Below are 25406 nucleotides of genomic sequence, written 5' to 3'. Positions count from 1 at the left end.
ACGGACCGGCTTTCAAGCAGGCGGAAAGTCTCGTGATAGAGCCATCAGCCGTCGTGACCCTGTGGTCAGCGGCGGCATTATACATAGGTAGCTGGCGATCTGCCGACGGTTCATAGACTTCCGTACACGTCCATTGGTCTAAACGTCGCAGGTCGCAGGGCTGGGCTATGCTCAAGTTTGGCGCTTTTCCCTTGGTTTTCAGGCTTGTACGCGGCGAAGTTGATTAATTTGCCCGGCATGGGCCGAACGTAGGGTTTGCGTGCCGATACAACTGGGGTACGCTCGAACGCAGCCAGATGTTCAATCCAAGCAATGGAGTTCAGCATGGGGTATCAAAAGATTCAGGTTCCGGCCGTCGGTGACAAAATCACCGTCAATGCAGACCATTCTCTTAATGTTCCCGACAACCCGATCATCCCCTTCATCGAAGGCGATGGCATTGGCGTTGATATCAGTCCGGTCATGATCAAGGTCGTCGACGCAGCGGTTGAGAAGGCTTATGGCGGCAAGCGCAAGATTTCCTGGATGGAAGTCTACGCGGGTGAAAAAGCTACCCAGGTCTACGACCAGGACACTTGGCTTCCCCAGGAAACCCTGGACGCGGTCAAAGACTATGTGGTTTCCATCAAGGGTCCGCTGACCACCCCGGTCGGTGGTGGTATCCGCTCGCTGAACGTAGCGCTGCGCCAGCAACTCGACCTTTATGTCTGCCTGCGCCCGGTGCGCTGGTTCGAAGGCGTGCCCAGCCCGGTCAAGAAGCCTGGCGACGTGGACATGACGATCTTCCGCGAGAACTCCGAAGATATCTATGCCGGTATCGAATGGAAAGCCGGTTCGGCCGAGGCCACCAAGGTCATCAAATTCCTGAAAGAAGAAATGGGCGTCACCAAGATCCGCTTCGACGAAGATTGCGGTATCGGTGTCAAGCCGGTTTCCAAGCAGGGCACCAAGCGCCTGGCGCGCAAAGCCCTGCAATATGTTGTCGACAATGACCGCGATTCGCTGACCATCGTGCATAAAGGCAACATCATGAAGTTCACCGAAGGTGCCTTCAAGGAATGGGCCTACGAAGTAGCAGCCGAGGAATTCGGCGCCACCCTGCTCGACGGCGGGCCGTGGATGCAGTTCAAGAACCCGCGGACCGGCAAGAATGTCATCGTCAAGGACGCCATCGCCGATGCGATGTTGCAGCAGATCCTGCTGCGTCCGGCCGAATACGACGTGATCGCGACCCTGAACCTGAACGGTGACTACCTCTCCGACGCCCTGGCGGCGGAAGTGGGCGGTATCGGTATTGCGCCGGGCGCCAACCTGTCAGACACCGTGGCGATGTTCGAAGCCACCCACGGCACCGCGCCCAAGTATGCAGGCAAGGACCAGGTCAACCCGGGTTCGCTGATCCTGTCGGCGGAGATGATGCTGCGCCACATGGGTTGGACCGAAGCGGCCGACCTGATCATCAAGGGCACCAACGGCGCGATTTCGGCCAAGACCGTGACCTATGACTTCGAACGCTTGATGGACGGCGCCAAGCTGGTGTCTTCTTCTGGCTTCGGCGATGCGCTGATTTCGCACATGTAAGCGCGTCCAGGCCACAAAGAAAATGCCCGGTTCGAGTGATCGAACCGGGCATTTTTCATGACGTTGGGGCAGGGCTTCAGTGGTTTTCGGTGACGCGGGTCCGGACGACTACCGGGGCGGCATCGGTCTGCACGTCGACGGGGACAATGGCAATGGCGTGCACGCCCCTGGGTCCCTGGATTTTATCGAATGTCACGGCTTGCCCGGCCTTCAAGGTTTTATAACCGTCCATCTGGATCGCCGAAAAATGTGCAAACAGGTCTTCGGTTTGGTTTTCTTCGTTGATGAAGCCATAGCCCTTGGCATTGTTGAACCATTTTACCTTTCCCTTGAATCGCATCCCGGTGCCCGACATACCAATTTCCCTCTGCAACACACCCCGGCAACGGAGTATCATCCTGATCATCCGCCGTCGATCAATGGAAATCGGATTGACTTCGCGGACCTTTTTAACCCACGGTGGGCTCTATTGGTTGTAACACCGATTTCCCGATAGTCAAGGTGATCGGGCAGTAGCGGTTGAAATCGCCTGCAAGTGGCCCCATCACTGTATTCGCTAACTAAACGAACCTTTCTTTCCATGCATGCAATCAGCCAGATTCGACTAACATTCAATCAGGATCGCCCGGATCAACATGACGACGATTCCGCAGGCATTGCTGTTCAGGAAGCAAAGCCGGCGTTACAGGCACCACCGATGTACAAGGTGGTTTTGTTCAACGATGACTACACACCGATGGATTTCGTCGTCGAAGTGCTCGAGGTGTTTTTTAACCTGAATCGCGAGCTGGCGACCAAGGTCATGCTGGCCGTCCATACAGAGGGACGGGCAGTATGTGGAGTGTTTACCCGCGACATCGCCGAGACGAAGGCCATGCAGGTCAACCAGTACGCCCGGGAAAGCCAGCATCCGCTACTCTGTGAAATCGAGAAGGACGGTTAACGCCGACCACTTGGGTATGAGGTGAAGCTATGTTAAACCGCGAGCTCGAAGTCACCCTCAATCTTGCCTTCAAGGAGGCTCGTTCGAAGCGTCATGAGTTCATGACCGTCGAGCACCTGCTGCTGGCCCTATTGGATAACGAGGCTGCCGCCACCGTTTTGCGTGCCTGCGGCGCAAACCTCGATAAACTCAAGCATGATTTGCAGGAGTTCATCGACTCCACCACGCCATTGATCCCCGTCCACGATGAGGATCGCGAAACCCAGCCAACCCTGGGCTTCCAGCGTGTCCTGCAACGTGCTGTCTTTCATGTACAGAGCTCGGGCAAGCGTGAAGTGACCGGAGCCAACGTGCTGGTCGCGATCTTCAGTGAACAGGAAAGCCAGGCGGTTTTCCTGCTCAAGCAGCAGAGCGTTGCACGTATCGATGTCGTCAACTACATCGCCCATGGCATCTCCAAAGTGCCGGGGCATGGCGATCATTCCGAGGGTGAGCAGGATATGCAGGACGACGAGGGCGGTGAGTCTTCTTCTTCGGGCAATCCGCTGGATGCCTATGCCAGCAACCTGAACGAACTGGCGCGCCAGGGGCGTATCGACCCGCTGGTCGGGCGCGAGTCGGAAGTCGAGCGTGTCGCGCAGATCCTGGCTCGGCGTCGCAAGAACAACCCGCTGCTGGTGGGCGAGGCGGGCGTCGGCAAGACCGCGATCGCCGAAGGCCTGGCCAAGCGCATCGTCGACAATCAGGTGCCGGACCTGCTCGCCAATAGCGTGGTGTATTCCCTCGACCTCGGCGCCTTGCTGGCCGGTACCAAATACCGCGGTGACTTCGAGAAGCGCTTCAAGGCGTTGCTCGGCGAGCTGAAGAAGCGTCCCCAGGCGATCCTGTTCATTGACGAGATCCATACCATTATCGGTGCGGGGGCGGCGTCGGGTGGCGTGATGGATGCATCCAACCTGCTCAAGCCGTTGCTGTCGTCGGGCGATATCCGCTGCATTGGCTCGACCACGTTCCAGGAGTTCCGCGGGATCTTCGAGAAGGACCGTGCCTTGGCGAGGCGCTTCCAGAAGGTCGATGTGTCGGAGCCGTCGGTGGAAGACACCATCGGTATCCTGCGCGGGCTCAAGGGCCGCTTCGAGCTGCATCACGGCATCGAATACAGCGATGAAGCCCTGCGCGCCGCCGCCGAACTGGCCTCGCGCTACATCAATGACCGGCATATGCCGGACAAGGCCATCGATGTGATCGACGAGGCGGGCGCCTACCAGCGCCTGCAGCCGGTGGAGAAACGCGTCAAGCGCATCGAAGTACCGCAAGTCGAGGACATCGTTGCGAAAATCGCGCGGATTCCGCCAAAACACGTCACGAGTTCCGACAAGGAATTGCTGCGTAACCTGGAGCGCGACCTGAAGTTGACGGTGTTCGGCCAGGATGCGGCCATCGACTCGCTGTCGACCGCCATCAAGCTGTCCCGCGCCGGTCTCAAGTCGCCGGACAAACCGGTGGGTTCGTTCCTGTTCGCCGGTCCTACCGGTGTCGGCAAGACCGAGGCGGCGCGGCAATTGGCCAAGGCGATGGGCATCGAGCTGGTGCGCTTCGACATGTCCGAGTACATGGAGCGTCACACCGTTTCGCGTCTGATCGGTGCGCCTCCAGGTTATGTCGGTTTCGACCAGGGCGGCTTGCTGACCGAGGCGATTACCAAGCAACCGCACTGCGTGCTGTTGCTCGATGAGATCGAGAAGGCGCATCCGGAAGTCTTCAACTTGCTCCTGCAAGTCATGGATCACGGTACGCTGACCGATAACAACGGGCGCAAGGCGGATTTCCGCAACGTGATCATCATCATGACCACGAATGCCGGTGCCGAGACCGCGGCGCGCGCTTCGATCGGTTTCACCCATCAGGACCACTCGTCCGATGCGATGGAAGTGATCAAGAAGAGCTTCACGCCTGAATTCCGCAACCGCCTGGACACCATTATCCAGTTCGGTCGCCTCAGTCATGAAGTCATCAAGAGCGTGGTGGACAAGTTCCTTACCGAACTTCAGGCGCAGCTCGAAGACAAGCGCGTATTGCTGGAAGTCACCGATGCGGCTCGTAGTTGGCTGGCGGAAGGTGGTTACGACGTGACGATGGGCGCGCGGCCGATGGCTCGCCTGATCCAGGACAAGATCAAGCGTCCGCTGGCCGAGGAAATCCTCTTCGGCGAACTGGCCGAGCATGGCGGTGTGGTCCACATCGACATCAAGGACGGCGAGCTGACGTTCGACTTCGAAACCACGGCCGAAATGGCCTGACCGTTAGCTGTATCAAGCAAAAGGCGCCGAAAGGCGCCTTTTTGCTGTGTGTTGGGATCGTTCCCACGCTCCGCGTGGGAGCGCCTCAACGGACGCTCCGCGTTCGGCTTTTGGGACGCAGAGCGTCCCTGGCTGCATTCCCACGCGGAGCGTGGGAACGATCCACAAACAAAAACGCCCGACATGAGCCGGGCGTTTTGTATTGACTTGTTAGCGAGCGCGGTAAGTGATGCGCCCTTTGCTCAAGTCATAGGGCGTCAGCTCGACGCGCACTTTGTCACCGGTAAGAATACGAATGTAGTTCTTGCGCATCTTGCCGGAGATATGCGCGGTTACGACGTGCCCATTTTCCAACTCCACACGAAACATGGTGTTGGGCAGGGTGTCGACGACAGTGCCTTCCATTTCGAAGCTGTCTTCTTTCGACATGCAGTAAAGCCCTCGGTATCCAGTGAATGGCCCGGTGCAACTGCGCCAGGCAAAAGCGGCGTGCATTGTGCCCGAAAAAGGGGGGGCAAGCCAAGGGGTTCTTGGGAGGTTCATCAATGAGGCTGGCGCCGGGACCGAGCAAGAACCCGCGAGCTGCCTTAGTTCAAGACAACCCACCGCTGGTTGATCAGCAATTCAATGGGCCGATATTGGGTCTTGTAGTTCATTTTTTTGCAGTTCTTGATCCAGTAGCCCAGGTAGACCGCTTCCAGGCCCAGGCGCCGGCATTCGTTGATTTGCCAAAGGATTGCGTAGCGTCCGAGGCTGCGTTTTTCTTCGTCGGGCTCGTAAAAGGTATACACCGCGGACAGCCCGTTGGGCAGCAGGTCGGTGACGGCGATGGCCATCAACTTGCCTTCGAGGCGAAACTCATAGAACCGCGAAAATGGCAGGTCGCGTACCAGGAAGGTCGAGAATTGGTCCCGGCTGGGTGGGTACATGTCGCCGTCGGCGTGGCGCTGTTCGATGTAACGCTGGTACAGGTCGAAGTATTCTTCGCTGAACTGTGGCTTGGCCGGCCGAACCTGCAGGTCGGCGTTGCGCTTGAAAATGCGCTTCTGCTGGCGATTGGGCGTGAATCGAGCCACCGGGATGCGCGCGGGAACGCATGCATTGCAATGCTGGCAATGGGGCCGGTAGAGATGATCGCCACTGCGACGAAAACCCATCTCCGACAAGTCTGCGTAGACATGCACATCCATGGGCTGGCTAGGGTCGAGGAACAGCGTCGTGGCCTGCTCCTCAGGCAGATAACTGCAGGAGTGGGGTTGAGTGGCATAGAACTTCAAGCGCGCCAACTCAGTCATGATCGACCCTCGGAAATAAACTTCAATTGAAGTGTAAGCCAGGAGCGCGAATATCGCTCAGCAAACCCAGGAGGCACGGTTGGGCTGATCCAGGTGGGCCTTCAGGTAACCGGCGAACGCTGCGCGCGGAATCGATCGCGCACCCAGGCTGTGCAGGTGCTCGGTGGGCATCTGGCAGTCGATCAGCACGAAACCCGCTTCCTTGAGATGTTGGACCAGGGTTGCGAAGCCGAATTTCGACGCGTTGTCGGCCCGGCTGAACATCGACTCGCCAAAAAACAGTTGCCCCATCGCCAGGCCGTACAGGCCGCCCACCAATGCGCCCTGATCCCAGACTTCCACCGAGTGGGCGAAGCCGCGCTGGTGCAATTCCAGATAAGCGGTCTGCATGGCGTCGGTGATCCAAGTGCCGTCGGCATAATCGCGGGGTGCGGCGCACGCCTTGATGACAGCGGCGAAATCCCGGTCGAACGTCACTTCATAGCGTTGCTTGCGCAACAGCTTGTTCAGGCTGCGCGAGACGTGCAGTTCGTCGGGAAACAGCACCGTACGCGGGTCCGGCGACCACCAAAGGATTGGTTGGCCCTCCGAGAACCAGGGAAAGCAGCCGTGACGATAGGCCTGGATCAACCGATCGGCAGACAGGTCCCCGCCGGCAGCCAGCAGGCCATTGGGGTCGCGCATGGCCTTTTCCAATGGCGGGAAATCGAATGTGTTGCGTTGTAACCAAGTGAGCATCGTTATCCGGGCGTGCAGAAGGGTAGGGTGGCCGGGCCCCGAAGGGATCGGTGCCCGGCCTAGAGGTTAACCGTCAAACGGTCGGAATGTCATCGAGATACTTCTCTGCATCCAGTGCGGCCATGCAACCGGCGCCGGCCGACGTAATGGCTTGTCGATAGACATGATCGGCCACGTCGCCAGCGGCGAAAATGCCTTCGATGTCGGTGGCGGTGGCATTGCCCTCGCTGCCGCCGCGTACGATCAGGTAACCGTCGCGCATCTGCAACTGGCCTTGGAACAAGTCGGTATTGGGTTTATGTCCGATGGCAATGAACACCCCGGCCAGGGACAGCGTGCTGGTTTCGCCCGTCTCGCTGTGCCGCAGGCGCGCGCCGGTCACGCCGCTGGCGTCACCCAGCACTTCGTCCAGGTTCTGGTTCCAGTGCAGCCGGATGTTGCCGCTGGCGGCTTTGTCGAAGAGTTTGTCCTGGAGTATTTTTTCCGAGCGTAGCTTGTCCCGTCGGTGAACCAAATGCACTTCCTTGGCGATGTTGGACAGGTACAAGGCTTCTTCCACTGCGGTATTGCCGCCGCCGATCACCGCCACTACCTGGTTCTTATAGAAGAAACCGTCGCAGGTCGCGCAGGCTGAAACGCCTTTGCCGGCGAAGGTTTCCTCCGAGGGCAGGCCGAGGTATTGGGCAGAGGCGCCGGTGGCGATAATCAGTGCGTCGCAGGTGTAGGTGCCGCTGTCGCCGACCAGTTCGAACGGACGCTGCTGCAACTTGGCGGTGTGGATATGGTCGTAGACGATCTGCGTGTCGAAGCGCTCGGCGTGCCGTTGCATGCGCTCCATCAGCACCGGTCCGGTCAGGCCCTCGACGTCGCCGGGCCAGTTATCGACTTCCACCGTGGTCGTGAGCTGGCCACCGGCCTGCATGCCGGTAATGACGACGGGTTTGAGATTGGCACGGGCGGCGTAGACAGCTGCGCTGTACCCCGCGGGGCCGGAACCGAGAATAATCAGGCGTGAATGCTTCGCTTCGCTCATAAAAACACCTCATAAGCCTTTGTCACAAAAGAGAATGCATGCTCAAATTGGCGCCCATCAACCCCTGTTTCTGGCTATGCTGTCGCCGAGCGTACGAGCAATGCCTCGGGCGTGACAAACCCGTACAATGCTTGAGTTTTGAACGCAGGAGCGGCAAAAGATCAAATCTTCGGCAACACCTGCGGTTTTCCGGACGCATGCCACAGTGGTAAAAGTAGTACCGGTTGTGCACATTCACTTTTTTACCTGCTCGTCATGGGCAGTTTTTTATAGTCATTCAACAGATGGACGCGCCATTGGCGCAGGAAAAGAAGCGTTTTGAAGAAATCCACCGCAGCACCCAAGACAATCGTTCCGCTCTGGCGCCAACAATTGCACTACCGGCTCAAGGAAGGTGCGTTGATCGCCATCGGTGCCTTGTGCCTGTTCCTGATGATGGCCTTGCTGACCTACGGCAAGGACGATCCGGGCTGGAGCCATAACAGCAAGATCGAAGACGTGCAGAATTTTGGCGGTCCGGCCGGTTCCTACAGCGCCGACATCCTGTTCATGGTGCTGGGCTATTTCGCCTACATTTTCCCGTTGCTGCTGGCGATCAAGACCTACCAGATTTTTCGCCAGCGCCATGAGCCGTGGCAGTGGAGCGGCTGGCTGTTCTCCTGGCGCCTGATCGGCCTGGTGTTCCTCGTGCTGTCGGGTGCCGCGCTGGCCCATATCCATTTCCATGCACCCACCGGCTTGCCGGCCGGGGCGGGCGGCGCGCTGGGGGAAAGCCTCGGCGACCTGGCCAGGAATGCCCTGAATATCCAAGGCAGTACCTTGCTCTTTATCGCCCTGTTCCTGTTCGGCCTGACGGTGTTCACCGACCTGTCGTGGTTCAAGGTCATGGACGTCACCGGCAAGATCACCCTCGACCTGATCGAGTTGATCCAGGGCGCGTTGAACCGCTGGTGGACGGCGCGCAACGAGCGCAAGCAACTGGTGGCGCAACTGCGTGAAGTCGACGACCGCGTCCACGACGTGGTGGCCCCGACGACGCCGGACAAACGCGAGCAGGCCAAGGTCAAGGAACGCCTGATCGAACGCGAGCAGGCCCTGAGCAAACACATGTCCGAGCGGGAAAAACAGGTGCCGCCGGTCATCACCATGGCCCCGACCAAGCCGCCCGAGCAAAGCAAGCGCGTGCAGAAGGAAAAACAGGCGCCGCTGTTCGTCGACAGCGCGGTGGAAGGCACCTTGCCGCCGATCTCGATCCTGGACCCTGCCGAGAAGAAGCAACTCAATTATTCTCCCGAATCCCTGGCGGCCGTTGGGCACCTGCTGGAAATCAAGCTCAAGGAGTTCGGGGTCGAGGTCTCGGTGGATTCGATCCATCCAGGTCCGGTGATTACCCGTTACGAAATCCAGCCGGCCGCCGGCGTGAAAGTCAGCCGCATCTCCAACCTGGCCAAGGACCTGGCGCGTTCCCTGGCCGTGACCAGCGTCCGGGTCGTGGAAGTGATTCCCGGCAAGACCACCGTGGGCATCGAGATTCCCAACGAAGACCGCCAGATCGTGCGTTTCTCCGAAGTGCTGTCCACCCCTGAGTACGATAACCACAAGTCGCCGGTCACCCTGGCCCTGGGCCACGACATCGGCGGCAAGCCGGTCATCACCGACCTGGCGAAAATGCCTCACCTGCTGGTGGCCGGTACCACCGGTTCCGGTAAGTCGGTGGGGGTGAACGCGATGATCCTGTCGATCTTGTTCAAGTCCGGCCCGGAAGACGCCAAGCTGATCATGATCGACCCGAAGATGCTCGAATTGTCGATCTACGAGGGCATTCCGCATTTGCTGTGCCCAGTGGTCACCGACATGAAGGACGCGGCCAATGCCCTGCGCTGGAGCGTTGCCGAGATGGAGCGCCGCTACAAGCTGATGGCAAAGATGGGCGTGCGCAACCTGTCGGGCTTCAACGCCAAGGTCAAGGAGGCCGAGGAAGCCGGTACGCCGTTGACCGACCCGTTGTATCACCGCGAAAACATCCACGACGAAGCGCCATTGCTGCACAAGCTGCCGACCATCGTCGTTGTGGTAGACGAATTCGCCGACATGATGATGATCGTCGGCAAGAAGGTCGAAGAGCTGATCGCCCGTATCGCCCAGAAGGCCCGTGCGGCCGGTATCCACTTGATCCTCGCGACCCAGCGGCCATCGGTGGATGTGATCACCGGTCTGATCAAGGCCAACATTCCGACGCGCATGGCATTCCAGGTGTCGAGCAAGATCGACTCACGGACGATCATCGACCAGGGCGGCGCCGAACAACTCCTGGGCCACGGCGACATGCTCTATATGCCGCCCGGTACCAGCCTGCCAATCCGCGTGCACGGTGCGTTTGTTTCCGATGACGAAGTGCACCGCGTGGTAGAGGCCTGGAAGCTGCGCGGCGCGCCTGAATATAACGACGACATTCTTGCCGGTGTCGAAGAAGCCGGTAGCGGTTTTGAAGGCAGCAGCGGTGGCGGCGACGACGACGCCGAAACCGACGCGCTTTATGACGAGGCGGTGCAGTTCGTCCTGGAAAGCCGCCGGGCTTCGATTTCCGCCGTACAGCGCAAGCTGAAGATCGGTTACAACCGCGCCGCACGCATGATCGAAGCCATGGAAATGGCCGGTGTGGTGACGGCGATGAACACCAACGGCTCGCGCGAAGTACTGGCGCCGGGCCCGATGCGCGACTGATGACCCGGGCGGCGTGGTGACACGTCGCTCGCCCCCCACGAATTCATGAGGACTCCCATGCGCCTGATTCGCATGCTGCTTTTGCCCGTATTGGCCGTGACCACTTTGTCGGCCCATGCCGGCGAAAAGGACGTGGCCCGCCTGACCCAGTTGTTGGGCGGCTCCCAGACCCTGACCGCGCGCTTCTCGCAATTGACCCTCGATGGCAGTGGTACTCAATTGCAGGAAACGGCGGGTGACATGGCCCTGCAGCGTCCAGGGCTGTTCTACTGGCACACCGATGCGCCTGCCGAACAGCTGATGGTGTCGGATGGCAAGAAAGTCTCCCTGTGGGACCCGGACCTGGAACAGGTGACGATCAAGACCCTCGACCAGCGCCTGACCCAGACGCCAGCGCTGCTGCTCTCCGGTGACATCTCCGAGATCAGCCAGAGCTTCGACATCACCTCCAAGGAAGCGGGCGGCGTGATTGACTTCACCCTCAAGCCCAAGACCAAGGACAGCCTGTTCGACAGCCTGCGCCTGTCGTTTCGCAACGGCCTGGTCAACGACATGCAACTGATCGACAGTGTCGGCCAGCGTACCAACATCCTGTTTACCGGGGTCAAGGCCAATCAGCCGATCGCCCCGTCCAAGTTCAAGTTCGACATCCCCAAGGGTGCCGACGTGATCCAGGAATAACCCTACGCCTGGAGGTTGCATAAGCAGTGATGGACCTGTTTCGAAGCGCCCCGATTGCCCAGCCACTGGCCGCCCGCCTGCGGGCGACCAACCTGGATGAGTACGTCGGTCAGGAGCATGTGCTCGCCCGGGGCAAGCCCCTGCGTGAGGCCCTGGAACAGGGGGCCTTGCACTCGATGATTTTCTGGGGGCCTCCCGGCGTGGGCAAGACCACGTTGGCGCGGTTGCTCGCGGAAGTCTCGGACGCGCATTTCGAAACCGTGTCGGCGGTGCTGGCCGGGGTCAAGGAGATCCGTCAGGCGGTGGAAATCGCCAAGCAGCAAGCCGGCCAATACGGCAAGCGCACCATCCTGTTTGTCGATGAAGTGCATCGCTTCAACAAGTCCCAGCAGGACGCCTTCCTGCCCTACGTCGAAGACGGCACGCTGATTTTCATCGGCGCGACCACCGAGAACCCCTCGTTCGAGCTCAACAACGCCTTGCTGTCCCGGGCGCGGGTCTATGTCCTCAAGAGCCTCGATGAGGCAGCGATGCGCAAGCTGGTGCATCGCGCGTTGACCGAAGAGCGCGGCCTGGGTAAGCGTCAGCTCAGCCTCAGCGATGAAGGCTTCCAGATCCTGTTCAGCGCCGCCGACGGCGATGGCCGGCGCCTGCTCAATTTATTGGAAAACGCCTCGGACCTCGCCGAAGACAACAGCGAGATCGACGTCGAGCTGCTGCAAAGCCTGCTGGGCGATACCCGACGCCGTTTCGACAAGGGCGGCGAGGCGTTCTATGACCAGATTTCGGCGCTGCACAAATCCATACGCGGCTCCAACCCCGACGCCGCTCTTTATTGGTTCGCCCGGATGATCGACGGCGGCTGCGATCCGCTGTACCTGGCCCGACGCGTGGTGCGCATGGCCAGCGAAGACATCGGCAATGCCGATCCGCGGGCCTTGAGCCTGTGCCTGGCGGCCTGGGACGTACAGGAACGCCTTGGCAGTCCGGAAGGCGAGCTCGCTGTGGCCCAGGCCATCACTTATCTGGCCTGCGCGCCGAAAAGCAATGCCGTCTACATGGGCTTCAAGGCGGCGATGCGCAGCGCCACCGAACACGGTTCCCTCGAAGTCCCGTTGCACCTGCGCAACGCGCCTACCAAGCTCATGAAGCAACTGGGCTATGGCGAAGAATACCGTTACGCCCACGACGAGCCCGACGCCTACGCCGCCGGCGAAGACTATTTTCCCGAAGAACTCGAGCCCCAGTCGTTCTATCAACCGGTGCCCCGTGGCCTGGAATTGAAGATCGGCGAGAAGCTCAATCATTTGGCACAGCTGGACCGACTGAGTCCACGGCAGCGGAGAAAACCTTGATCCCCTTGATTCTTGCGGTCTCTGCCGGTGGCGTCGCCGGCACGCTGTTGCGTTTCGCCACGGGCAACTGGATCAATGCAAATTGGCCACGGCACTTCTATACCGCGACGCTGGCCGTTAATATCGTGGGCTGTCTGCTGATCGGCGTTCTTTACGGCCTTTTTTTGATTCGTCCCGAGGTGCCCATCGAGGTGCGCGCGGGATTGATGGTCGGCTTTCTTGGCGGCCTGACGACTTTTTCATCCTTCTCACTGGATACGGTGCGCCTGCTGGAAAGCGGGCAGGTGCCGCTGGCCCTGGGCTACGCGGCCATCAGCGTGTTCGGCGGGCTGCTCGCCACCTGGGCCGGCCTGTCCTTGACCAAACTTTGATAACGAGAGACCGACATGCTCGATTCCAAACTGTTACGTAGCAACCTCCAGGACGTAGCGGACCGCCTGGCATCCCGCGGCTTTGCCCTGGACGTCGCGCGCATCGAAGCGCTGGAAGAACAGCGCAAGACCGTCCAGACCCGCACCGAAGCCCTGCAGGCTGAACGTAACGCGCGCTCCAAATCCATCGGCCAGGCCAAGCAGCGCGGTGAAGACATCGCGCCGCTGATGGCCGATGTCGAGCGCATGGCGGGCGAGTTGAGTGCCGGCAAGACCGAACTGGACGCGATCCAGAGCGAGCTGGATTCGATCCTGTTGGGCATCCCGAACCTGCCTCACGAATCGGTGCCGCTCGGCGAAGACGAAGACGGCAACGTCGAAGTGCGCCGCTGGGGCACGCCAACCACCTTCGATTTCCCGGTACAGGACCACGTGGCGCTGGGCGAGAAATTCGGCTGGCTGGACTTCGAGACCGCGGCCAAGTTGTCGGGCGCGCGTTTCGCCCTGCTGCGCGGGCCGATCGCCCGTCTGCATCGCGCACTGGCGCAGTTTATGATCAACCTGCACGTCACCGAGCACGGCTATGAAGAGGCCTACACGCCGTACCTGGTCCAGGCGCCTGCGTTGCAGGGCACCGGCCAGTTGCCGAAGTTCGAGGAAGACCTGTTCAAGATCAGCCGCGAGGGCGAGGCCGACCTGTACCTGATTCCGACCGCCGAAGTCTCGCTGACCAACATCGTGGCCGGCGAGATCGTCGACGCCAAGCAACTGCCGATCAAGTTCGTTGCCCACACGCCGTGCTTCCGCAGTGAAGCCGGCGCATCTGGCCGTGACACCCGCGGGATGATCCGCCAGCACCAGTTCGACAAGGTCGAGATGGTCCAGGTCGTCGAGCCGTCGAAATCCATGGAAGCCCTGGAAAGCCTGACCGCCAACGCCGAGAAGGTCCTGCAATTGCTGGAACTGCCGTATCGCACCCTGGCGCTGTGCACGGGCGACATGGGCTTCAGCGCGGTGAAGACCTACGATCTGGAAGTCTGGATCCCGAGCCAGGACAAGTACCGCGAGATTTCGTCGTGCTCCAACTGCGGCGACTTCCAGGCCCGCCGCATGCAGGCGCGTTTCCGCAACCCGGAAACCGGCAAGCCGGAACTGGTCCACACCCTCAATGGCTCCGGCCTGGCGGTGGGTCGTACCCTGGTGGCAGTGCTGGAAAACTACCAGCAGGCCGACGGTTCGATCCGTGTGCCCGAGGTGTTGAAACCCTACATGGGCGGCATCGAGGTCATCGGCTAAATGGACTATTTGCCACTGTTCCACAACCTGCGCGGCAGCCGCGTGCTGGTGGTTGGCGGCGGGGAGATTGCCTTGCGCAAGTCCCGCTTGCTGGCCGATGCCGGCGCGTTGCTGCGGGTGGTCGCACCCGACATCGAGCCGCAGTTGCGGGAGTTGGTCAGTGGCAGCGGCGGTGAGTGCATCCTGCGCGGTTACGTGGAAGCGGACCTGGACGGCTGCGGCCTGGTCATCGCCGCCACCGATGACGAGCCGCTCAACGCCCAGGTCTCGGCCGATGCTCACAAGCGTTGCGTGCCGGTCAACGTCGTGGACGCGCCGGCGCTGTGCAGTGTGATCTTTCCGGCGATCGTCGACCGTTCGCCCTTGGTCATCGCGGTGTCCAGTGGTGGTGATGCTCCGGTGTTGGCGAGGCTGATCCGCGCCAAGCTGGAGACCTGGATTCCGTCGACCTACGGGCAACTGGCCGGGCTGGCGGCGCGTTTTCGCAATCAGGTCAAAGGCTTGTTTCCCGACGTGCAGCAGCGTCGGGCTTTCTGGGAAGAAGTGTTCCAGGGTCCTATTGCCGACCGTCAATTGGCGGGGCAGGGTGCCGAAGCCGAGCGCCTGCTGCGGGAGAAAATCGACGGCCAGGCACCAAACGCGGCGGGCGAGGTGTATCTGGTGGGTGCCGGGCCGGGCGATCCGGACCTGCTGACCTTCCGCGCCTTGCGCCTGATGCAGCAGGCGGACGTCGTGCTTTACGACCGCCTGGTAGCCCCGGCGATCCTTGAGCTGTGCCGACGCGACGCCGAACGCATCTACGTGGGCAAGCGCCGTTCCGAACACGCCGTGCCCCAGGACCAGATCAACCAGCAATTGGTTGATTTGGCCCGGCAAGGCAAGCGTGTGGTTCGGTTGAAGGGTGGCGACCCTTTCATCTTCGGCCGCGGCGGCGAAGAAATCGAGGAACTGGCGGCCCATGGCATTCCGTTCCAGGTTGTCCCAGGCATCACCGCTGCCAGTGGATGCGCGGCCTATGCCGGGATCCCGCTGACCCATCGCGACTATGCGCAGTCGGTGCGTTTCATCACTGGCCATCTCAAGGACGGCACCAGCGACTTGCCATGGGCGGACCTGGTCTCCCCGGCGCAGACGCTGGTGTTCTACATGGGGTTGGTGGGGCTGCCAGTCATTTGCGAGGAGCTGATCAAGCACGGCCGCGCGGCGGACACGCCGGCAGCGCTGATCCAGCAAGGCACGACGTCAAACCAGCGGGTCTTCACTGGCACCCTGGCGGACTTGCCACGGCTGGTGGCCGAGCACGAGGTCCATGCGCCGACGCTGGTGATCGTTGGGGAAGTGGTGCAACTGCGCGAGAAACTGGCATGGTTCGAAGGGGCTCAGGGGCAGGTCTGAAGAAGCGGTTGATCGTTCCCATTTGATCGTTCCCACGCTCCGCGTGGGAACGCCGCCTGGGACGCTCCGCGTTCCGTTCTCAATCCCCGATCCCGCGCCAAATACCTTTTCCACTCAACCGTTCCCGATCATGGGCAACCGTGAAATCCTGCTTCGGCCCCTTGGGCACGATTCCATTGGGATTGATGGTCTTGTGGCTGCCGTAGTAATGACTCTGGATATGCGTGAAATCCACGGTTTCAGCGATCCCAGGCCACTGGTACAACTCCCGCAGCCAGTTCGACAGGTTCGGGTAGTCGGCAATGCGTCGCAGGTTGCATTTGAAGTGGCCGTAGTACACCGCGTCAAAACGGATCATCGTCGTGAACAAACGGATATCCGCTTCAGTCAGGTATTCGCCGGCCAGGTAGCGGCGGGTTTCAAGCAGGGCTTCCAATCGATCCAGTTCGGCAAAGAGTTGGTCGAAGGCTTCTTCGTAAGCGGCCTGGGTGGTCGCGAACCCGGCGCGGTAGACGCCGTTGTTTACCGCCGGGTAGATCCGCTCGTTCAACCCATCGATTTCCCGGCGCAGGTGCTCGGGATAGAGGTCCAGGTCGTTGCCGGTGAGGTCATCGAAAGCGCTGTTGAACATGCGGATGATTTCCGCTGATTCGTTGTTGACGATCCGCTGTTGCTGTTTGTCCCACAGGGCCGGCACGGTGACGCGACCGGTGTAGTCCGGCGTGTCGGCGGTATAGCGCTGATGAAGAAATTGCAGATGGTCGAGTTTGTCGCCGGTGGAGCCGTGAGCCTGGTCGAAGGTCCAGCCGTTTTCCAGCATCAGGTAGCTGACTACCGAGACATCGATCAGGTCTTCAAGGCCTTTGAGCTTGCGAAAGATCAGCGTGCGATGCGCCCAAGGGCAGGCGAGGGACACATACAAGTGATAGCGCCCGGCGTCGGCGGCAAAACCGTTCTTGCCGTCAGCGGTGATCCAGTGACGGCGTTGCGCCTGCTCACGTTGGAAACTGCCGTCTTTGCTTTCGTACCACTGGTCTTGCCAGCGGCCCTCGACCAACAAACCCATCTCGATGTCCTCGCTCAATACTGTTTGGAGACGAGTCTATTCCGATAGGTTCGAACTAAAAGCGCAAAGGTTGGGCGTTGATGATCGGTTAAATCGATCTATCCCGTGCATCCCAATACTGCCGGGCGCGGTCGAAAGCCGCTTCGCGAGTCAGCCCCAGGCCGCGCAAGGCCAAGGCCATGGTGGCGATCAGCGCCAGTTGCGGGTAGCTGTCCTCGACGTCACCGCGCCAGATCGCTTTCAAATGCTCGGGGTCGAGGGTCTCCGGCTTGACGTGGCGCTGCTCGGCCAGTCGCGGCCATTCTTCATCCCAACTGGCGCCGCCGGTGGTGCCGTACAAATGACTGTCGGCGTCCGGGTTGATTTCGATCTCGCCGCCGTCGCCCTTGATCACGATGGCGGTATCGCCCAGTAATCCGCTGGCATCGCGATGCACAGCCTGGTAGCCGGGATGGAAGATGCTTTGCAGGCCGCAACGCGCACCCAGCGGGTTGAGGATTCGTGCCAGGGAGTGGATCGGCGAGCGCAGGCCCAAGGTATTACGCAGGTCGATCATTCGTTGCATTTGCGGGGCCCAGTCCACCAGCGGCATGAACGCCAGGCCACCGTTGTCCAGCGCCATGCCGACCTGCTGCCAATCGCGGCACAACGCAATATTCAAGAAACCGAGCAGCTGTTCGGTGTAGAGCCTGCCCGCCGTGTGAGCGCCACCGCCGTGCATGAAGATCCGCACGCCGTTCTGCCCGAGGCATTTGGCCGCCAGCAGATACCAGGGCAGGTGGCGCTTCTTGCCGGCATAGGTCGGCCAGTCGAGGTCAACCGCCAAGGCCGGAACCACCAGGCGTTGGCGCAAGGCTTCGGTGAAGCCGGCCATTTCCTCGGCGCTTTCTTCCTTGTGCCGCAACAGCATCAGGAACGCGCCGAGCTGGGTCTCTTCGACTTGCTCATCGAGCACCATGCCCATGGCTTCGCGGGCTTCTTCGCGGGTCAGGTTGCGCGCGCCGCGCTTGCCTTTGCCAAGGATGCGCACAAATTGGGCGAACGGATGTTCGGCCGGGGTCTCGAGGGTCAGCGCTGGAAAGTCGGTCATAAGCAATTCGTCGGTTTGGGCAGGCCCGCCAGCTTGGCGGCGAGTTTGGCGGGAGTGCCTTTGAACAATCGATTCAGGTGCAGACTGTTGCCCTTGTCCACGCCGAGTTTCAGCGCGGTGTACTTGATCAGCGGCCGAGTCGCGGGGGAGAGCTGGAATTCATCATAGAAGGCCCGCAGCAATTCGAGGACTTCCCAGTGCTCGGGGCTCAGCTCGATGCCTTCGGCGGCGGCCAGGGCCGTGGCGACGTCGGCCGACCAATCGCATCGGTCGGCAAGGTAGCCGTCCTTGTCCAGCGCGAGGGTGCGCGCGCCCACGGTCAACGCATTCATAGCCAACTGTTGACCTTGTCATGCTGGATCGACAGCTCGACAAATGCAGGGTAGTCGATGGCTTCGGCCCAGTCTGGAACGGGCAGGGCACGGGCCTGGGCGTCTTCCGCGAGTACGAACACCTTGCGGCTGCCGGACTGCAACGTTTCAAACGGCACGGTGCCAGGTTGCAGCGCATACGTCGCGTCGCCGCACAGCAGCAACGCGTCCTCGCTTCCGAGCACCCGCAGGCAGCTGGCGAGGCGGTTATCGCCGAAGGGCGAATGAGACAATACATGCAAAGTCGACATCAGAGGGTGATCACCTGGTCGTATCGGTCAATGAGCGCGGCGACGTCCGGCGTGCTCAGTACTTTCACCTCGCCCAGCGCCAGGGCATCGGTGGCAACGCCGCGTTCGGCGGCGCTGTCGGCGCAGAGGAACAGGTCTTCGACACCGAACATCGGCAAGGCCTGCAGGTTGGCACTCAGGTCCTTTTGCTGGACGGCCTTGGCGTCCTGGCGGGCGACGAGCTGGAACACGCCGTCATCGAGAAACAGCAGGCCGATGGGCAGGTCGAACGCGCCGCCGGCCAGCACAACGTCTAGCGCTTCCCGGGCGCCAGGGCCGGACCATGGCGCCTGACGGCTGATCAGCAATAAAGACTTGGCCATCACGCGCCTCCAAAACAGATCAAGCGGTCGGCGTCCTGGATTGCATCGTGCAACTGGCCCAGCCCGGACAAGGCCCACGGTGCCTCGACGCTGGCCGCCGAACGCTGGTAGCGCTGGGCTTCCTCGTCATTGAGCACGCCACGTCGCAATGCCGCCGCGATGCACACGACGCCATCCAGTTGGTTGTCGCTGACGAAGGCTTGCCATTGCCGGGGCAGGTCTTGCTCATCCTGGGGGGTGACGATGCTGTTGGCGGCGTTATAGACGCCGTCCTGGTAGAAAAACAGCCGCACGATCTCATGCCCACCGGCCAGCGCGGCCTGTGCAAACAGCAAGGCGCGGCGCGAGGAGGGCGCATGGGCGGCGGAAAACAGCGCGATGGCGAACTTCATGACAGACCCGATCTGTAGTACTGCGGCCATGATAAAGCTTTATGGGCGGTGGGGCGATTATGAGGCTTCAATACAGGATCTGGATCAGACTAATTGTGGGGTCAGTGCTTGGCCTTTAAGCCATTGAGCTCGCAATACTCCGCCCATTCCATCCCCGCCATCTCCGCCACTTCCCGGTGCACTTCCAGGCGCTGGGCCTGGTATTCCTGGGGCGAGGCAGCGGTGAGCTGCAAGGTCAACTCCCAGGCAAATAGGCCCAGGCGCTCGGCCTCGGCTTCGAACGCTTCATGCAGTCGCTCGGCGCGGTATTGCGCCGCCGTCTCGCCTTTGACCTGAGCCAGCAGCGGGTTGAGATGGTCCAGCTCGACGCGCAGCTCGGGGCGCTGGTCGAGAAAGATTTCCAGGGCTCGTTCGTGTTGCTGTTCGGTTGCCGCCATGATCACTCCTTCGGGGATGAAGATTGCTTCTTGCTGGCCTTGGCCGCCGCCGCCAGGCATTCGAGGGCGAACTGTTCGGTGTAGGTCATCTGGATCGGCGTGGTTTCGCCCTTGACGGTGCGTTCGCCATCGAGAATGTAGCGGATGCGCTTGTCGGTGACGCCGATTCGCTTGGCGATCCAGGAGGGTGTCTGGCCGATCTGGCTGATCAGTTTGTCGGCGTATTCGGCGGTGGGTTTGTAGAACTCAGCGTTGGGTGTCATGGAATGTTCCGCGATGGCTGGTGGCGATGGCGCGACAGGTTGCGCGAATCGTGGGGCGCTGTCGCGTGTAAATTTTAGTAAAGCAGCACGAAGGCGTGGGCCGCAGTGCTAAAGTCCGTTTTTTTTCTGATGAGTGAACGCAATGCGAATGCTGATGGTGGCCGTGGCCGCAACCCTGCTGGTCGGCTGCGCAGGTTCGGCGATGGAGCAGGCCCGGACCCAAGCCCCCTACAAGACGCTGACCTCGGACAAGCCTGAACTGAACGTCGCCCAGTGCGTGAAATTTGCCTGGGAAGACGAAGCGGTGTTCGGCGTCGATGCCGGTGCCTACCTGCAGCCGGGCAAGAAAGGCGGCTCGACGGTCTACACCCGTTCGGCCGAATCATTTGTCGATATACAAGCCAGTGCCACGGGCACGGCATTGAACTACTACGCCAAGCAGGACGATTTCGTCGCCAAGCGCCGGTTGGCGGCGCTGGCGACGTGTCTCTAGTCGACGGTCAGGCGCTTCTGGAAGAAGAAGCGCTGATGCCCAGGCGGGTAGTCGTCAATCTGGCCGCACTCTGTAAAGCCGTGCTTGCGGTAGAAATCCGGGGCCTGGAAATCGAAGGTGTCGAGCCAGATACCCACGCAGTTCTTCTCCCTGGCCAGCGTCTCGGCCATCTGCATCAGCCCTGAGCCCGTGCCTTGGCCCCGGGCCTGTTCCGGCACCACCAGCAATTCGATATAAAGCCAACGAAAGAACACCCGGCCATACAGCCCGCCGACGATTTCGTCGTGCTCGTCCCGCACCAACCAGGCGACAAGTTCCGGGGCGCTTCCGCCGGTCTGGGCGGTGTTATAGGCCCGTAGCGGAGCGAGGATGGCCTGGCGTTCCGCGTCGGTGGGGGCGTCCGTGCGTTCGATTCGCAGCGTCATCGGCGATGTCCTTGTTCAATTTAAACCAGCGCACGAGCCTATCTCAAAGGGTACTTTGCCGTCACCCGGTCGTCGGCGGACAAGCGCATTGGGTAAACCGAGCCATACTGCCTAATGCTTTTGAAGCGATCCCGACCCTTAGAACAAGAAGAGACCGACTCATGAAGTTCCAATCCCTGGCCCGAACCCTCATCGCCACTTCGCTCACCCTCAGTTGCTTCCATGTGCAAGCCGCGTCCCAGGCCCCGGTTGCCGCCGAGAACGGTATGGTGGTGACGGCCCAGCATCTGGCGACTCACGTCGGCGTCGACGTGCTCAAGAACGGTGGTAACGCCGTGGATGCGGCGGTGGCGGTGGGCTATGCGCTGGCGGTGGTCTATCCCGCGGCGGGTAACCTGGGCGGGGGCGGTTTCATGACCCTGCAAATGGCCGATGGCCGCAAGACCTTCCTCGATTTCCGCGAAAAAGCCCCGCTGGCCGCCACGGCTGACATGTACCTGGACAAGGACGGCAACGTCGTTCCCGAACTCAGCACCCGCGGCCATTTGGCGGTAGGGGTGCCTGGCACCGTGTCCGGCATGGAGCTGGCGTTGAAGAAATACGGCAGCAAACCCCGCGCCGAACTGATCGCCCCGGCGATCAAGTTTGCCGAGGAAGGTTTCGTCCTGGAACAGGGCGATGTCGACCTGTTGGAAACCGCCACCGAGGTGTTCAAGAAGGACATGCGTGATTCCGGCGCGATCTTCCTGCACAACGGCGAGCCGATGCAGGCCGGGCAAAAACTGGTGCAGAAAGACCTCGCCAAAACCCTGCGGGAAATTTCTACCAAGGGCGCCGACGGCTTTTACAAAGGTTGGGTGGCCGACGCTCTGGTGACCTCCAGCCAAGCCAACAAGGGCATCATCACCCAGGCTGACCTCGACAAGTACAAGACCCGTGAGCTGGCGCCGGTGGAGTGCGATTATCGCGGCTACCACATCATTTCCGCGCCACCGCCCAGTTCCGGCGGCGTGGTGCTGTGCCAGATCATGAACATCCTCGATGGCTACCCGATGAAAGACCTGGGGTTCCATTCGGCCCAAGGCATGCACTACCAGATCGAAGCCATGCGTCACGCCTACGTCGACCGCAACAGTTACCTCGGCGATCCGGACTTCGTGCAGAACCCCATCGATCATCTCCTGGACAAGAACTACGCGGCGAAACTGCGGGCCGCGATCGAGCCGCAGAAAGCCGGCGACTCCAACAAGATCAAACCCGGCGTGGCGCCCCACGAGGGCAGCAATACCACTCACTACTCGATCGTCGACCAGTGGGGCAACGCCGTTTCCGTCACGTACACCCTCAACGACTGGTTCGGCGCCGGCGTGATGGCGAGCAAGACCGGGGTGATGCTCAACGATGAAATGGACGACTTCACCGCCAAGGTCGGCGTGCCCAATATGTACGGCTTGGTGCAGGGTGAGGCAAACGCCATCGCGCCGGGCAAGGCACCGCTGTCGTCCATGAGCCCGACCATCGTCACCAAGGACGGCAAGACCGTAATGGTCGTCGGTACGCCCGGCGGCAGCCGCATTATCACCGCCACCTTGCTGACCATTCTCAACGTGATCGACTACGGCATGAACCTGCAGGAAGCGGTGGATGCGCCGCGCTTCCATCAACAATGGATGCCGGAAGAAACCAACCTGGAAACGTTCGCCGCCAGCCCCGATACGCTCAAGCTGCTGGAAAGCTGGGGCCACAAGTTTGCCGGCCCGCAGGACCCCAACCACATTGCTGCGATCCTGGTGGGCGCGCCGTCGCTGGGTGGCAAGCCCGTGGGCAAGAATCGCTTCTACGGCGCCAACGACCCGCGCCGCAATACCGGCCTGTCGTTGGGCTACTAACCGTTCGCAGAGGGACACATGAATACCGCATTGCTGATCATCGACGTCCAGGAAGGGCTGTGTGCCGGCGAAGAAGAATGCTTTGACAGACCACGCCTGATCCAGACCATCAACGACCTCAGCGCCAGGGCTCGGGCCGTCGGCTTGCCGGTAATCCTGATCCAGCATGAAGAGCTGGAGGGATCGCTGACCTACGGTGCCGCCCCCTGGCAGTTGGCGGATGGCCTGGCTACCGGGGCGGACGACCTGCGGGTGCGCAAGACCACTGCGGACGCGTTCTACCAGACCGATCTGCTGGCCCTGTTACAGGCCCGGGGCATTGATCGCGTGGTGATTTGCGGGCTGCAAACCGATCACTGCATCAATGCCACCGTGCGTCAGGCTCATACGTTGGGGTACGAGGTTGTCTTGGCCGCCGACGCCCATTCCACGGTGGACAACGGCAGCCTGCCGGCCGAGCAGATCATTGCCGATCACAACGACCGGTTGGGGCGGCTGAGCAGTGCGGTCTCGCGGATCGATGTGATATTGGCGGCCGGGATCCGCCTGTAGCCGATATCCACTGTTGGGTCAGGGCCGGCAGGGCAGTTCAGGATGCGGGCAGGCTTGTGTGGCGAGGGAGCTTGCTCCCGCTCGAGCGCGAAGCGGTCGCAAAATTTTCGGGGCGCTGCGCACCCCAGCGGGAGCAAGCTCCCTCGCCACACCGACCATTGCCACAAAGACCATCGTTTATGGATTACGAAATCAACGCAGCAGCGCAAGCATTGGCGGCGGGGGACCCGGTCGCCGCGCTCAATCGCGTCGCGCTGCGCAATGATGCCCCGGCTCTCGCGCTGCGTGGCATTGCCATGGCGCAGTTGGGCGACCTGGCCAACGCCAGGGCCCTGATGTGTCGTGCGGCGGCTGCCTTTGGGCCCAAGGAAGCCGTGGCCCGGGCAAGGTGCGTGGTCGCCGAAGGCGAAATTGCCTTGGCGTCCCGTGACCTGACGTGGCCGACGACGCGCCTCGACGCCGCGCGGGCGGTGCTCCAAGCCCATGGCGACCGGGCGAACGTCGGGCACGCCCATGCCATCGAGATCCGCCGCCTGCTGTTGCTCGGTCGACTCGATGAGGCCGAGCGCAGGCTCGCTGATCTGGATCTGTCCTGCCTGCCTTGGGCATCACGGGCAGCCTGCGAGCTAGTGGCTGCGGGCATTGCCATGCGCCGGCTAAAAACGCAAACCGCCCGTGCCGCTCTCGAAAGGGCTGGGCAAGCGGCACGGCAAGCGGGCATCGGTGCGCTGAACGCGGAAATTGAAAGCGCCTGGCAAATCCTCCAAACGCCTGCGGCGCGCCTGATTGCTCGAGGCCAGGAACGCTTGCTCATCCTGGAGGAGGTTCAAGCGATGCTGGACAGTGCGGCGCTGGTGGTGGACGCGTGTCGGTACGGAGTCAATGGCGCGGGTATTGTGGTCTCCCTTTCACGGCGCCCGGTGTTGTTTGCCTTGGCGCGAGGGCTAGCCCAAGCCTGGCCCGGCGACGTGTCGAGGGAAGCACTCATGGCCCAGGCCTTTGGCTTGAAACTGACGGACGAGTCCCATCGCGCCCGGTTGCGGGTCGAGATGGGACGGTTGCGGGCGGCGCTTCGCCCGATGGCTGGGGTGCTCGCAACGAAGCGCGGCTTTACCTTGGCGCCGCATCATGCCGACGAGGTCGTGGTGCTGGCGCGGGTTGTCGAGGAACCCCACGGCGCAGTGCTGGCACTGCTGGCGGACGGTGAAGCGTGGTCGAGTTCGGCCTTGGCGTTGGTTCTGGACGTCAGCCAGCGCAGCGTCCAGCGGGCCTTGGAAACCCTCGCCGCTAGCGGCAAGGCGCAATCGATTGGCCGCGCCAGGGCTCGTCGCTGGACCGCGCCGCCGATGCCTGGATTCGCGACGGTATTGTTACTCACCGCGTTGCCAGCCGATCGTTAGGATGCAGTCACACCCACCGACGAGGCGAGCGAGATGAAACAGTCAAAAGCACAAATCCTGCGTGAATACGGCCCTTTTCCGGGCGTCGATTGCGTGCACGGCGTAAGCCATGATGGCGAGCGCGTCTGGTTTGCTTCAGGCGAGAAGCTGCACGCCCTCGATCCTGCCAGTGGCGAGACCGTGCAGTCGCTCGATGTCCCAGCCAATGCAGGCACGGCGTTCGACGGTGAACATCTGTTCCAGATCGCTGGCGACAGCATCCGCAAGATCGACCCGCGCACCGGCCAGATAATGGCGACGATTCCGGCCCCCAACAGCGGTGACGATTCGGGACTGGCGTGGGCCGAAGGGTCGCTCTGGGTCGGCCAGTACAAGGCGCGCAAGATCCTGCAGATCGACCCGGCCGACGGGAAGATCCTGCGCACCATAGAATCCAACCGCTTCGTCACGGGCGTGACTTGGGTCGATGGAGAACTGTGGCACGGCACTTGGGAAAACGACGAGAGCGACCTGCGGCGCATCGATCCGCAAACCGCGCAAGTGCTCGAAAGCGTGAGCATGCCGCCGGGGACCGGCGTGTCGGGGCTGGAATCCGACGGGGCAGACCGATTTTTCTGTGGCGGGGGTGGCAGTGGCAAGGTGAGGGCGGTGCGTCGGCCGGTTTGAGAGTGGCAGACTCGCCGCCGATCCCGTGGCGAGGGAG

The 25406-nt window shown here is 61.3% G+C and carries 28 protein-coding genes; 14 read left to right on the top strand and 14 right to left on the bottom strand.

Annotated features, from left to right (window positions below; all coding sequences use genetic code 11):
- The first annotated feature begins 324 nt into the window (after positions 1-324).
- Positions 325-1581, top strand: a complete 1257-nt coding sequence (icd, locus tag HU762_RS13545) for an NADP-dependent isocitrate dehydrogenase (RefSeq protein WP_186609296.1) — start codon at positions 325-327, stop codon at positions 1579-1581.
- A gap of 76 nt (positions 1582-1657) precedes the next feature.
- On the opposite strand, the gene cspD is transcribed toward icd, so the two are convergent.
- Entirely contained in the window at positions 1658-1936 is a 279-nt protein-coding gene (cspD, locus tag HU762_RS13540; RefSeq protein ID WP_272976019.1) for a cold shock domain-containing protein CspD, read from the bottom strand.
- A gap of 225 nt (positions 1937-2161) precedes the next feature.
- On the opposite strand from cspD, the gene clpS reads away from it, so the two are divergent.
- A complete protein-coding gene (clpS, locus tag HU762_RS13535; RefSeq protein ID WP_053157775.1) occupies positions 2162-2524 on the top strand; it encodes an ATP-dependent Clp protease adapter ClpS in 363 nt (120 codons plus the stop codon).
- Positions 2525-2553: 29 nt separating this feature from the next.
- Positions 2554-4824 (top strand): ATP-dependent Clp protease ATP-binding subunit ClpA, encoded by a 2271-nt coding sequence (gene clpA / locus HU762_RS13530; RefSeq protein WP_186637654.1) that lies wholly within the window; start codon positions 2554-2556, stop codon positions 4822-4824.
- 210 nt (positions 4825-5034) lie between these two features.
- Here clpA and infA read toward each other — a convergent pair whose 3' ends face one another.
- From infA to trxB, 4 genes are all read right to left on the bottom strand, one after another.
- Positions 5035-5253: a translation initiation factor IF-1 gene (gene infA, locus HU762_RS13525; protein ID WP_002553999.1), complete on the bottom strand. Its 219-nt coding sequence runs from the start codon at positions 5251-5253 to the stop codon at positions 5035-5037.
- Between the two features lie 158 nt (positions 5254-5411).
- Positions 5412-6119: an arginyltransferase gene (locus HU762_RS13520; protein ID WP_186609286.1), complete on the bottom strand. Its 708-nt coding sequence runs from the start codon at positions 6117-6119 to the stop codon at positions 5412-5414.
- Positions 6120-6176: 57 nt separating this feature from the next.
- Positions 6177-6857 carry a leucyl/phenylalanyl-tRNA--protein transferase gene (gene aat / locus HU762_RS13515; protein WP_186637651.1) on the bottom strand — a complete coding sequence of 227 codons (681 nt, stop codon included), beginning with the start codon at positions 6855-6857 and terminating at the stop codon, positions 6177-6179.
- Positions 6858-6930: 73 nt separating this feature from the next.
- Positions 6931-7890, bottom strand: coding sequence for a thioredoxin-disulfide reductase (trxB, locus tag HU762_RS13510; RefSeq protein WP_186637648.1), 960 nt, complete (start codon positions 7888-7890; stop codon positions 6931-6933).
- A 318-nt stretch (positions 7891-8208) separates the two neighbouring features.
- On the opposite strand from trxB, the gene HU762_RS13505 reads away from it, so the two are divergent.
- The 6 genes from HU762_RS13505 to cysG are packed head-to-tail and all read left to right on the top strand — an operon-like array spanning position 8209 to position 15712.
- The gene (locus HU762_RS13505; protein WP_186637646.1) at positions 8209-10614 is read left to right on the top strand and encodes a DNA translocase FtsK; all 2406 of its coding nucleotides are present in this window, start codon (positions 8209-8211) and stop codon (positions 10612-10614) included.
- 57 nt (positions 10615-10671) lie between these two features.
- Positions 10672-11295 (top strand): outer membrane lipoprotein chaperone LolA, encoded by a 624-nt coding sequence (gene lolA / locus HU762_RS13500; RefSeq protein ID WP_186637636.1) that lies wholly within the window; start codon positions 10672-10674, stop codon positions 11293-11295.
- Positions 11296-11324: 29 nt separating this feature from the next.
- Positions 11325-12650 carry a replication-associated recombination protein A gene (locus HU762_RS13495; RefSeq protein WP_186637633.1) on the top strand — a complete coding sequence of 442 codons (1326 nt, stop codon included), beginning with the start codon at positions 11325-11327 and terminating at the stop codon, positions 12648-12650.
- Complete coding sequence (gene crcB / locus HU762_RS13490; RefSeq protein ID WP_018608522.1) at positions 12647-13021, top strand: fluoride efflux transporter CrcB; 375 nt, start codon at positions 12647-12649, stop codon at positions 13019-13021. The genes HU762_RS13495 and crcB overlap by 4 nt, the downstream gene beginning before the upstream one ends.
- 15 nt (positions 13022-13036) lie before the next feature.
- Positions 13037-14317 carry a serine--tRNA ligase gene (gene serS / locus HU762_RS13485; protein WP_186637630.1) on the top strand — a complete coding sequence of 427 codons (1281 nt, stop codon included), beginning with the start codon at positions 13037-13039 and terminating at the stop codon, positions 14315-14317.
- On the top strand, positions 14318-15712 hold the full coding sequence (cysG, locus tag HU762_RS13480) for a siroheme synthase CysG (protein WP_186609273.1): 1395 nt from the start codon (positions 14318-14320) through the stop codon (positions 15710-15712).
- Positions 15713-15791: 79 nt separating this feature from the next.
- On the opposite strand, the gene HU762_RS13475 is transcribed toward cysG, so the two are convergent.
- From HU762_RS13475 to HU762_RS13440, 8 genes are all read right to left on the bottom strand, one after another.
- On the bottom strand, positions 15792-16778 hold the full coding sequence (locus tag HU762_RS13475; RefSeq protein ID WP_186637627.1) for a glutathione S-transferase family protein: 987 nt from the start codon (positions 16776-16778) through the stop codon (positions 15792-15794).
- A gap of 88 nt (positions 16779-16866) precedes the next feature.
- A complete protein-coding gene (locus HU762_RS13470) occupies positions 16867-17868 on the bottom strand; it encodes a glycosyl transferase family protein (RefSeq protein ID WP_186637624.1) in 1002 nt (333 codons plus the stop codon).
- On the bottom strand, positions 17865-18200 hold the full coding sequence (locus HU762_RS13465; RefSeq protein ID WP_186637621.1) for a TusE/DsrC/DsvC family sulfur relay protein: 336 nt from the start codon (positions 18198-18200) through the stop codon (positions 17865-17867). Before HU762_RS13465 ends, HU762_RS13470 begins: the two co-directional genes overlap by 4 nt.
- Positions 18197-18490, bottom strand: a complete 294-nt coding sequence (gene tusB / locus HU762_RS13460; RefSeq protein WP_186637618.1) for a sulfurtransferase complex subunit TusB — start codon at positions 18488-18490, stop codon at positions 18197-18199. The genes HU762_RS13465 and tusB overlap by 4 nt, the downstream gene beginning before the upstream one ends.
- Entirely contained in the window at positions 18490-18852 is a 363-nt protein-coding gene (tusC, locus tag HU762_RS13455) for a sulfurtransferase complex subunit TusC (RefSeq protein ID WP_186637616.1), read from the bottom strand. The genes tusB and tusC overlap by 1 nt, the downstream gene beginning before the upstream one ends.
- Positions 18852-19244 carry a sulfurtransferase complex subunit TusD gene (gene tusD, locus HU762_RS13450; protein ID WP_186637614.1) on the bottom strand — a complete coding sequence of 131 codons (393 nt, stop codon included), beginning with the start codon at positions 19242-19244 and terminating at the stop codon, positions 18852-18854. The genes tusC and tusD overlap by 1 nt, the downstream gene beginning before the upstream one ends.
- Positions 19245-19345: 101 nt before the next feature.
- Positions 19346-19681 carry a DUF6388 family protein gene (locus tag HU762_RS13445; protein ID WP_186637612.1) on the bottom strand — a complete coding sequence of 112 codons (336 nt, stop codon included), beginning with the start codon at positions 19679-19681 and terminating at the stop codon, positions 19346-19348.
- 2 nt (positions 19682-19683) lie between these two features.
- A complete protein-coding gene (locus HU762_RS13440; protein ID WP_109755533.1) occupies positions 19684-19944 on the bottom strand; it encodes a hypothetical protein in 261 nt (86 codons plus the stop codon).
- 142 nt (positions 19945-20086) lie between these two features.
- Between HU762_RS13440 and HU762_RS13435 the strand changes: the two genes are divergently transcribed.
- On the top strand, positions 20087-20437 hold the full coding sequence (locus HU762_RS13435; RefSeq protein WP_186637610.1) for a hypothetical protein: 351 nt from the start codon (positions 20087-20089) through the stop codon (positions 20435-20437).
- Here the strand turns inward: HU762_RS13435 and HU762_RS13430 are convergent.
- On the bottom strand, positions 20434-20862 hold the full coding sequence (locus HU762_RS13430; RefSeq protein WP_186637608.1) for a GNAT family N-acetyltransferase: 429 nt from the start codon (positions 20860-20862) through the stop codon (positions 20434-20436). The two genes, HU762_RS13435 and HU762_RS13430, sit on opposite strands and share 4 nt — an antisense overlap.
- Positions 20863-21023: 161 nt before the next feature.
- On the opposite strand from HU762_RS13430, the gene ggt reads away from it, so the two are divergent.
- The 4 genes from ggt to HU762_RS13410 all read left to right on the top strand — a co-directional run bounded on the left by ggt (position 21024) and on the right by HU762_RS13410 (position 25369).
- Positions 21024-22751, top strand: coding sequence for a gamma-glutamyltransferase (ggt, locus tag HU762_RS13425; RefSeq protein WP_186637607.1), 1728 nt, complete (start codon positions 21024-21026; stop codon positions 22749-22751).
- Between the two features lie 18 nt (positions 22752-22769).
- Complete coding sequence (locus HU762_RS13420; RefSeq protein ID WP_186637603.1) at positions 22770-23303, top strand: cysteine hydrolase family protein; 534 nt, start codon at positions 22770-22772, stop codon at positions 23301-23303.
- Between the two features lie 179 nt (positions 23304-23482).
- Positions 23483-24703 carry a helix-turn-helix domain-containing protein gene (locus HU762_RS13415; RefSeq protein WP_186637601.1) on the top strand — a complete coding sequence of 407 codons (1221 nt, stop codon included), beginning with the start codon at positions 23483-23485 and terminating at the stop codon, positions 24701-24703.
- A 33-nt stretch (positions 24704-24736) separates the two neighbouring features.
- Positions 24737-25369, top strand: coding sequence for a DUF5074 domain-containing protein (locus HU762_RS13410; RefSeq protein ID WP_186637600.1), 633 nt, complete (start codon positions 24737-24739; stop codon positions 25367-25369).
- Positions 25370-25406: the final 37 nt, after the last annotated feature.

Origin of the sequence: Pseudomonas sp. SWRI92 (assembly GCF_014268685.1) — a bacterium.
GTDB lineage: Bacteria > Pseudomonadota > Gammaproteobacteria > Pseudomonadales > Pseudomonadaceae > Aquipseudomonas > Aquipseudomonas marvdashtae.
Note: the sequence above shows the minus strand (reverse complement) of the source record. Positions and strands in the feature narration are given on the sequence as shown.